Origin of the sequence: Streptomyces mesophilus, from assembly GCF_011044995.1 — a bacterium.
GTDB lineage: Bacteria > Actinomycetota > Actinomycetes > Streptomycetales > Streptomycetaceae > Streptomyces > Streptomyces mesophilus.
In genome coordinates, this window is record NZ_JAAKZW010000292.1 from 1 (window position 1) to 9004 (window position 9004).

Here is a 9004-nt window from a genome sequence, read left to right on the forward strand (position 1 = left end):
ACCCCAGCCGGAACGCACCCGCCCCAGACCCTCCGTAGAATCGGACCCACTGTGTCCGAGCACCCCGAAAACACCGCAGCCGACGCATCCGCCGGCGAGCGCACCATCGCAGCCGACCCGTACGACGCCGAGACCCGCGCCGCCGCCTCCGCCGCCCGTGCGGAGAAGATGCGGCGGTTCGCCGAGGGCGAGGGACCGAGTCCCGACCCCGCCGGGTCGCACTTCGAGCGGCGGATCCGCAGCTTCCAGCCGCGCCGCAGCCGCGTCACCCTGAGCCAGGGCGACGCCCTGCGCAGGCTGTGGCCGAAGTGGGGCATCGAGATCGACGGCAAGCAGCGGCTCGACCTGGCCGAGATGTTCGAGGGACGCCCCGTCGTCCTCGAGATCGGCTTCGGCATGGGCGAGGCCACCGCGCAGATGGCCGCGGACGACCCGGACACCGGCATCCTCGCCGTCGACGTGCACACCCCGGGCCAGGGCAACCTCCTCGCTCTCGCCGAGCGGAACGGGCTGGACAACGTCCGCGTGGCCAACGGCGACGCGATCATCCTGCTCACCGAGATGCTCCGCCCCGACGCCCTCGACGGCGTGCGCGTCTACTTCCCGGACCCCTGGCCCAAGAAGCGCCACCACAAGCGGCGCATCATCCAGCCGGAGTTCCTGACGCTCGCCGCGGCGAGGCTGAAGCCGGGCGGCTTCCTCCACTGCGCGACGGACTGGGAGGAGTACGCCGAGCAGATGCTCGAGGTGCTCGAGGCCCACCCCGACTTCACCAACTCGCAGCCGGACGGCGGCTACACCCCGCGCCCGGCGTTCCGCCCGCTGACCCGCTTCGAGGGCAAGGGGCTCGACAAGGACCACGTCGTCCACGACTTGATCTTCCTGCGCGGCACCGAAGAAACCGACTGACCCGCGCCAACCTCACGGGCACCGTCGCACAAGCCGCCCGCCGCTCGTTAGGGTCGAGGGGTGAACGCACCGCCCCAGCCTCCGCACCCGCCGGCCCACCCGGTCGCCGGTCTCGGCAGGCCTGTGCACTGGTGGCAGCGCCGTGCCGTGAAAGCGGGCGCGCTGATCACCCTGCTCGCCCTGTCCGGTCTGGTGATCCTCGCCCTGGTCCGCAAGGAGACCGGTACCGAGGGCTTCCTGGTGGGTCTGGGCCTCGCGATATTTCCCGTACCGCTCCTGATAGCCGCGTTCCGCTGGCTCGACCGGGTCGAACCGGCGCCCTGGCGGAACCTGATCTTCTCGTTCGCGTGGGGTGCCTGCGCGGCCGCGCTGATAGCGATCGTCGCGAACTCCTTCGCCACCCGTTGGATAGCCACCAGAACCGCCGACCCCACGAGCGCCGACACCCTCGGCGCCACCGTCGTCGCACCGGTCGTCGAGGAGACGGTCAAGGCGGCGGCGATCCTGCTCGTCTTCCTGTTCCGCAGACGGGACTTCAAGGGTCTCGTCGACGGAGTGGTGATATCCGGGGTCACGGCCACCGGCTTCGCGTTCACCGAGAACATCCTCTATCTCGGCAACGCCTACGGCACCGACGAGGCCAGCGGAGTCGACGGCATCGGCTTTGACTCGGTCACCGCGGCGACCTTCTTCGTCCGCATCGTGATGTCCCCGTTCGCCCACCCGCTGTTCACGGTCCTCACCGGCATCGGCTTCGGCTTCGCCGCCCTCGCCGCCGACCGGCACCGCTTCCGCCGGATCCTGTTCCCGCTCGCCGGCCTGCTGCTCGCGATGGGCATGCACGCCGCATGGAACGGCTCCGCCTCCTTCGGCGGCCTCGGCTTCTTCTTCGTCTACGTCGGCTTCATGGTCCCGTCGTTCGGCCTGCTGACCTGGCTGACGGTCTACAGCCGCCAGCGCGAACTGCGCACGGTCCGCGAGGAACTTCCCGCGTACGTCGCCGCCGGCTGGCTCACCGCCCCCGAGCCGTACGCCCTCGGCACCCTGCGCGCCCGCCGCATGGCACGCCAGTACGCGGCGGGGGCCCACGGCAAGGACGTGGCACGCACCGTCCGCGAGTACATCTCCCTCGCCACGGCCCTGGCGTTCCTGCGCCACCGGGGCCGCAGCGGCCGTGCGGGCGCCGATTTCGTCGCCCGGGAAAGGGAGTTGCTTCAGGCGCTCTGGTCCCGTCGGGGACCCTCGCGCCCGGCTCTCGACCATGCGGCACGGATGACGGCGCCGGCGTTCCCGCAGCCGTACGCCCCGTACGCGCAGCCATACGGGCAGCCGATGACGGCGTCCGGCCCGCAGATCCCCTACATCCCGTACATCCCGAGCCAGCCGGGGTACGGCTATCCGCACCCGCAGCAGCCCCTCGGGAACCAGTACGCGGCCCACAACCCGTACGCGCCACCCGCGAGCTGAGCGGGCGGCGCGTACACAGCGGAGTCCGGACCAGGTGCAGGCCCGACTAGGCGGAAGCCGCCGTCAGAAGTCGCAGCTCGTCGTCCGTGAGCGTCAGCTCCCCCACCGCGAGCAGCGCGGGCAGCTGCTCCACGGTGCGCGCCGAGGCGATCGGCGCGACCACCGTCGGCTGGGCGGCGAGCCAGGCGAGCGCCACCGTGGCGAGTTCGGCGCCGTGCGCCTTCGCCACGGTGTCGAGGGCATCGAGCACCCGCCGGCCGCGCTCGGTCTCCAGATGCTTGGCCGCACCGCCCGCGCGCGGGCTGTCGACCTCGGCGCCCGGGCGGTACTTGCCGGTGAGGAAGCCGGAGGCCAGCGCGTAGTACGGCACGGCGGCCAGACCCCACTGCGAGGCGAGCTCCTGCTTCGAACCCTCGTACGTTTCACGTGAAACAAGGTTGTAGTGCGGCTGAAGCGCCACATACCGGGCAAGGCCTTCACGCTCGGCGAACTCCAGTGATTCCCGGAGCCGTTCAGCGGTGAGGTTCGAGGCGGCCACGGCCCGCACCTTGCCCTCGCGCACCAGCGCGTCGAGCGCGGTGACGATCTCCTCGACCGACACCGCTTCGTCGTCGAAGTGCGTGTAGTACAGGTCGATGTAGTCGGTCCCGAGCCGGCGCAGCGACTCCTCGGCGGCGGCCTTGATGGTGGCCGCCGAGAGGCCCTTGTACGCGGGGTGCGCGCCGACCTTGGTGGCGATGACGACATCGGAACGGTTGCCGCGCGCGGCCAGCCACTTGCCGATCAGGGTCTCGGACTCGCCGCCCTGGTTGCCGGGGGCCCAGGCCGAGTAGGAGTCGGCGGTGTCGATGAAGTTGCCGCCGCCCGCGCTGTACGCGTCGAGTACGGCGAAGGTCCGGGTCTCGTCGGCGGTCCAGCCGAAGACGTTGCCGCCGAGGCAGAGCGGATGGACTTCGAGGTCGGAGGAGCCGAGGTGGCGCAAGGAGGTCATGAACTGATCAACGCCCGCACGGGAAGCCGCTATTCCTTGCACGCAATGAACGCAAAGCGCCCATGAAACCCAAAACCGGCAGCCCTGACGTCGGGGGGTTGCCGTCAGGACTGCCGGGGTTCAGGTGCGCCGTACCCCTACGGCGCTCACAAGTTCCGTACGAAAATCAGGGGTTGAGGCCCTTGCTCTGCAGCCAGGCCATCGGGTCGATCAGGCTGCCGCCCGACGTCTCGACCTCGAGGTGCAGATGCGGTCCGGTGGAGTTGCCGGTGGAGCCCACACGGCCGATGACATCGCCGGTCGTGACCTTCTGGCCGACGCTGACGCCGATCGACGACTGGTGGTTGTACGCGATCTCCGTACCGTCCGAGAGCTCGACCACGGTGCGGTAGCCGTACGAGCCGGACCAGCCGGCCTCCTTGACGGTGCCGGTGTGGACGGACTTGATGGGGGTACCTGTGGGAGCAGCGAAGTCCAGACCCGTGTGGGACCCGGAGGACCACATGGAGCCGGCCTGACCGAAGGTCGAGGTGATCGTGTACGACGTGGTGGGAAGCGAGTAGCTCGCGGCCAGCTTGGCCAGGCGCTCCGCCTCGGCCTTGCGCTTGGCCTCTTCCTCCGCCTTGCGCTTGGCCTCCGCCTCGGCCTTCTCGGCGGCTTCCTGCTTCTCGGCGGCGGCCTTCGCGGCCAGTTCGGCGGCGGCCTGCTCGGCAGCGGCCTGAGCGGCGGCGTCCGCCTCGTCCTCCTGGTTCTGCGCCTGCTCCAGGATGCGGGCCCGCAGGGCCTCGCCCGCGTCGGCGGTGGACTGCTCGCTGGAGCTGGTGGCGGCCACGGGCAGGGTGGCCGCGGTGGCCTGCGCGACACCGGACTGCTCGTCGGCACCGGAGTCGGAGTCGTCGGATATCAGGGAGCCGACGACGGGAATCTTCTTGGCCTGCTCGCCGAGGTCCGGCATGGAGATCGGGACCGGCGGCTTGTCCTTCGCGGTGGCTATGCCGCCCGCGCCGACGGCGGCTATGACACCGACGCCGAGAACGGTGGAGCTGCGTGCGAGTCCGCCGCGCTGCTTGGCGACACGGTGCCGGCCACGTACCGGGCGGATGGAATCCTCGGTCGGGTTCCACTCCTCCCAGGACTCGTCGTCGTACCTGAACTCCTGGGTGCTGTCCGCGAAATAGGGATCAGCGGTGGTGCCTCGGCCTGCGGGGGTCGCCACTGGGGCGGACTCCTTTCCTTCCTTCTCGCCTACCGGGTTAGCTGACGGGTTCGGAACAGGAAGGTTTCCTACGGGCGTTGACACCTTCAGAGAAGGCCTCGCTTGCCCGATTCACCCCAAAAAGTGGTTCCCCGGCTCCCTTGCGGGATTAAGCGTGTGCGCACGGAGCCATCTCTTGTGACGGCTGGGACGACCGCGCTGCGTTATCGAACGTTAATAGACGGGGGCCCAGGATTCCAAGCCGTTCCGACAGATCGTTAGCGGCTTTGGCCTGGACTTAGGGGACACGAGGGGTCGGAATCGGACGAGTCGCCAAGGAAGTTGAGACAAGTCACTGTCATCAGATTTCTGACGGTGCATCAATTGTTATGCAGAGGGCTGCCCCTCGGTCACCTTCGGTGACATCGCGGTCCTCGCGGCCGGCCGCGCGATCGCGAGCAGCGCCATGTCGTCGGTAGCTCCGCCGCCGGTGTGCTCGCGCACCTCGTCGACGAGCGCGGAGAGCAGAGCGTCGGGCCCGGGGAACATCCGCCCTTCGAGCCGCGCCGCCGGATCGTAGAAGACCCCCTCGGCGCTGCGCGCCTCGCTCAGGCCGTCCGTGTAGAACAGCAGCATCGCCCCCGCCGGAAGGTCGGCCGTCACCGCGCGGTCCGGCCAGGACGCCAGATCGCTCATCCCGAGCGGCAGCGCGGCCTGCTCGGGTGCGAGGATCCGCAGCCTTCCGTCCGGGTGCAGGAGCAGCGGTTCCGGATGCCCGCGGTTGATGAGCCGTACGGCATCGTGTTCGTGCGAGATCTCGGCGAGCACCGCGGTCGTGAACCCCTCCACCGCGTCGAGCCCGTCCCGACGGGTCCCCTCGCGGGCCAGCGCCCGCTCCAGGCGGAGCGCGACCGCTTCGAGCGTGGCCTCCTGCTCGGAGGCCTCACGGAAGGCGCCGATGACGACGGCCACGGCCTCCACCGCCCCCAGGCCCTTGCCCCGTACGTCCCCCACGATCATCCGCACCCCGTGCGGGGTGTCCTGCACCGCGTACAGGTCACCGCCGATGAACGCGTCCGCCTGCGCCGCCTCGTACCGCGCCGCGACCTCGAGACCCCCGATCCGCGCGGCCGGCTCCGGCAGTACGGCGCGCTGGGCGGCCACGGCGATGTTGCGGGCCGAAGCCAGCTGCTCGCCGCTGCGCGTGACGACCCGGTTGATCAGCACCGCGAGCACGGCGACGGTCACCACCGTCACGATCTCGGTGAGGGACTCGGTCTTGCCCAAGGTCCCGTTGTAGAGATGCAGCCCGGTGAGCGCGCCGACCGCGATGAAGCCCGTCAGGAGCGTGTTGGCCAGCGAGAAGAACGGTGCGGCGATCAGCGGAGCGGCGGAGAAGAGCGGTGCCCCGGTGAAACTGGGCGGGGTCGCGATCGAGAGCAGCAGTCCGCCGCCGATGAGCAGCAGCGGCAGGGTCCTGACGAAGGCGCGGGTGCGGGTGATCCCGGGGCGGGCCTCGTACGCGTCCGCGCCCTTGGCCGTGTGCCGTCGTCCTCGCTTCCCCACCGGCCTGTCTCCTGCCACCGTCCGACCCGGTGTGACGTGTCCCGGGGTTTCCGGGAGCTCCTCTTCGTCGCTCCCGGCAGCCGCGGGCCACCGCCGCGCACCTCACCAGGGTTCCCGCAGGCGGGTCGGGCGGCGAATCCGTACGGGCCGATCAGGTGACCGCGGGTGCCGCCTGCCTGGTCACGGAGGCCCCGTCGGGTCCTCGATTCCGGCCTCGCGGAAAACCGTGGCGCGAGGTGTCCCGCGGATGGCGTACAGTTGTGTTTACCGACGCGGGGTGGAGCAGCTCGGTAGCTCGCTGGGCTCATAACCCAGAGGTCGCAGGTTCAAATCCTGTCCCCGCTACTCAGGACGAAGGCCCGGCACGTGAAAACGTGCCGGGCCTTCGTGCGTCCGGGCTCCTGCACCGTGGGTCCGGGCTCCTGCCCCGCGCCTCACCGGTACGTCACCGCAAGCGAGCACTCACCGCACCGGCCAGCGCGCCCACACCTCACGGCCCGAGGGCGGCGAGGTCCGGCCGGGGGTGGCGGGCAGTTCCTTCCAGCCCCACGCGCGGAGCAGCTCCCGCGTCCCGGCCCGGTCCCCGTCGACGCCCGCCACCACCAGGTCCGTGCCCAGGCGCGAGAGCAGCAGATCCGTGAGCCGGGTCGCGACACCGCGCCGGCGCTGCGCGGGCAGCACCATCAGCTCGGTGAGCGCGAACACCCGCCCGGACGCGGTGAGTTCCTCCGCCTGCGGTGTCACCTCGACGGGGAAGTCGGCCCACCAGGCCCCGTCACGGTCCAGGCGGTACCCGTAGGCGCAGCCGGCCAGGCCGGTCGCGTCGGCGACCGCCATGTCGAATCCCTCGCGCTGCACATGCCGTGCGAAGCGGCGCAGAAAGCCTGCCCGATCCCGGTACTCGGCCCCGGCGGCGCCGCGGTACGCCGTGACGTACACATCGGCGACGGCCTCTCTCTGCTGTTCGGCCTGCCATCGGCTGAGCCTGCGCAGATACACGTCGGCCATCCGGCCTCCCCTCACGGTCCCTTCGGCGCGGCCCGTTCAGCGGGCCTGCTTGTGCGTGGTGCGGTCCCGACGGCGGCGCGCCCCGAACCGCCCACGGCCTCCGTCGCGATGGTCGTGCCGGTCGGCCACGGCGGGCAGCGGGGCGTGCGGTGGCGGCGGCGTCACCGCGATGCCCGGCTCGGTGGAGGGCCGGCGGCCGGCCTGGGCGGGGCTGTACGTACGCAAGGCGATCCTCTCGGCGTGCTGGAGGTTGAGGCGGTGGATCACATACGCGGCGAGGGCGATAAGCAGCAGGAAGGCGGCCGCGGTGAGGGCGGCTTCCATGCCGGTCACCGCCCCGCGGCCAGGGAGACGGCGTGCACGGAGGTCGCGCCGCCCTCGTACTCCCACGACTCCTGCGCACTCTGCGGCCGGTCCTGCACCGCCACGTCGTGGCCGGCGAGCGCGGCGGCTACGAGATCGGTGGCGGTCAGCGCGGGGCCGTCCACCACGCAGGCTGCGCTCATCAGCCGGGCCGCCGTCGCGGCATCCGTCTCGGGAGGGATCACCAGAAGGTCCCAGCGGCCGGTCCCGTAACCCAGCAACAGCAGCTTGTGCGGGTCGAGTTCGGCGGCGAACCAGCCGACCTTCAGGACACGGTGACCGAGGGGCACTTTGCGCGGGACGACGGGCCAGAGCATCGGATTGACGGCGACGCGGGTGACGCGGCCCCACAGCGGATCGAGCACTTCCACCAGGTCGGGGAGTTCGGCGGTCAGGTCACGCGAACGGGGCCACCAGGCGCCGTCGAGCAGCCCCTGGCCGGTGGGGGACTTGAGCGCCACACGGGCGCCGGAGGGTGAAGGCGGTGGGGTGATCCGGAGGGACTTAGTGGTCGCGATCATGATGCGGACCCGTCTTCGGGGCGACACGGTGGCCGTCCCCGATGCCTTGGCTCACCGAGGACGAGACCCGCGTGGATGCCGGAGTTCGAAGTGCCCTTGGTGTTTCCACGGTACTCCTGCGGGGCGCCTCGGTGACGAGTGCGTCACCAGCCACTCTGTCCGATTCGGCACCGCTCCTCGGCCCCCGCCCGGTTCGGCACCGCCGCTCGGCCGGCACCGCGCCGCCCGCCCCACCGGTCCCGTCACCGGGCCGCGCTCTCCGCCTCCATCAGACCGGAGCCGGTGAGATGGAGAGCGGGGTCCGCCGCCGCGCTCATCAGCCGGGCGGCCGCGCCTGCCTCGCTGTCCGGCGGTACGACGAACAGGTCCCAGCGGCCGGCCCCGTACGAGAAGAGCCGGATCGTGTACGGGTCGAGCCCGGCCACGTACCAGGTGGCCGTGACCGTGTGCCCCGTCACGGGCAGGGTGCGCGGCTCCTTCGCCCAGCTGCCGTGGTGCGTGGCGATCCGGGTCACTCGGCCGCGCGAGGCATCGAACACGTCGGTGAGCGCGGCCAGTTCGGCGGAGAGGTCGTCGGTGCGCGGCCACCAGGCACCGCACACCGGACCTGCCGGGAAGGTCGGCGGGCGCAGGGCGAGCCGGGCGGGCGGGTACGCGGCGGGCGGCCGGAATCCGGCCGAACTGCGGTGGGTGGTCGGTGCGTTCATGACGCACGCCCCTCTTGGGGCCGCCGGTCCGCGGCCCCGTGTCGTGGTGCGCCGGAGGCGACGCCGAACGGGGTCGGCGTACGAGGAGCACCCGGTGACCCCAGCGTACGCCCGGCCGATTTTCCTCCGACAGGAGTACGGTGAGGGAGGCGAGGACGTTCGCACGGAGGCACCGCTCTCTTCGAAGTCCCTGGCGGGACCCGAATCCTCGGAGTCCTTGGAGGCACCCGATCCCCTCGGAACCCTGAAGACACCCGACCCTTCGGAGCCCCTCCCC

At 71.1% G+C, this 9004-nt stretch carries 9 protein-coding genes, 1 tRNA gene and 1 riboswitch; of the genes, 3 read left to right on the forward strand and 7 right to left on the reverse strand.

The genetic code is table 11. The features are described from left to right. Window positions 1-51: 51 nt before the first annotated feature. Both trmB and G6045_RS36820 read left to right on the forward strand, forming a co-directional pair. Window positions 52-909 (forward strand): tRNA (guanosine(46)-N7)-methyltransferase TrmB, encoded by an 858-nt coding sequence (gene trmB, locus G6045_RS36815; RefSeq protein ID WP_408056409.1) that lies wholly within the window; start codon window positions 52-54, stop codon window positions 907-909. Window positions 910-969: 60 nt separating this feature from the next. Beyond that, window positions 970-2376: a PrsW family glutamic-type intramembrane protease gene (locus G6045_RS36820; protein ID WP_165336586.1), complete on the forward strand. Its 1407-nt coding sequence runs from the start codon at window positions 970-972 to the stop codon at window positions 2374-2376. A 46-nt stretch (window positions 2377-2422) separates the two neighbouring features. On the opposite strand, the gene G6045_RS36825 is transcribed toward G6045_RS36820, so the two are convergent. The 3 genes from G6045_RS36825 to G6045_RS36835 form a co-directional block, all read right to left on the reverse strand. Next, window positions 2423-3367: an aldo/keto reductase gene (locus G6045_RS36825; protein ID WP_165336587.1), complete on the reverse strand. Its 945-nt coding sequence runs from the start codon at window positions 3365-3367 to the stop codon at window positions 2423-2425. A gap of 166 nt (window positions 3368-3533) precedes the next feature. Further along, window positions 3534-4583, reverse strand: a complete 1050-nt coding sequence (locus G6045_RS36830) for a M23 family metallopeptidase (protein ID WP_328708035.1) — start codon at window positions 4581-4583, stop codon at window positions 3534-3536. Window positions 4584-4594: 11 nt separating this feature from the next. After that, window positions 4595-4748: riboswitch (cyclic di-AMP (ydaO/yuaA leader) on the reverse strand. A 201-nt stretch (window positions 4749-4949) separates the two neighbouring features. Beyond that, window positions 4950-6128: a PP2C family protein-serine/threonine phosphatase gene (locus G6045_RS36835; protein ID WP_408056410.1), complete on the reverse strand. Its 1179-nt coding sequence runs from the start codon at window positions 6126-6128 to the stop codon at window positions 4950-4952. Between the two features lie 271 nt (window positions 6129-6399). Between G6045_RS36835 and G6045_RS36840 the strand changes: the two genes are divergently transcribed. Continuing rightward, window positions 6400-6473: transfer RNA gene (locus tag G6045_RS36840), tRNA-Met, on the forward strand. Window positions 6474-6590: 117 nt separating this feature from the next. Here the strand turns inward: G6045_RS36840 and G6045_RS36845 are convergent. The 4 genes from G6045_RS36845 to G6045_RS36860 form a co-directional block, all read right to left on the reverse strand. Continuing rightward, the gene (locus tag G6045_RS36845; RefSeq protein WP_165336590.1) at window positions 6591-7136 is read right to left on the reverse strand and encodes a hypothetical protein; all 546 of its coding nucleotides are present in this window, start codon (window positions 7134-7136) and stop codon (window positions 6591-6593) included. Between the two features lie 36 nt (window positions 7137-7172). Further along, entirely contained in the window at window positions 7173-7460 is a 288-nt protein-coding gene (locus G6045_RS36850) for a hypothetical protein (RefSeq protein WP_165336591.1), read from the reverse strand. 5 nt (window positions 7461-7465) lie between these two features. Beyond that, window positions 7466-8020 carry a DUF5994 family protein gene (locus tag G6045_RS36855; RefSeq protein ID WP_165336592.1) on the reverse strand — a complete coding sequence of 185 codons (555 nt, stop codon included), beginning with the start codon at window positions 8018-8020 and terminating at the stop codon, window positions 7466-7468. A 242-nt stretch (window positions 8021-8262) separates the two neighbouring features. After that, on the reverse strand, window positions 8263-8727 hold the full coding sequence (locus tag G6045_RS36860) for a DUF5994 family protein (RefSeq protein ID WP_165336593.1): 465 nt from the start codon (window positions 8725-8727) through the stop codon (window positions 8263-8265). Window positions 8728-9004 lie beyond the last annotated feature (277 nt).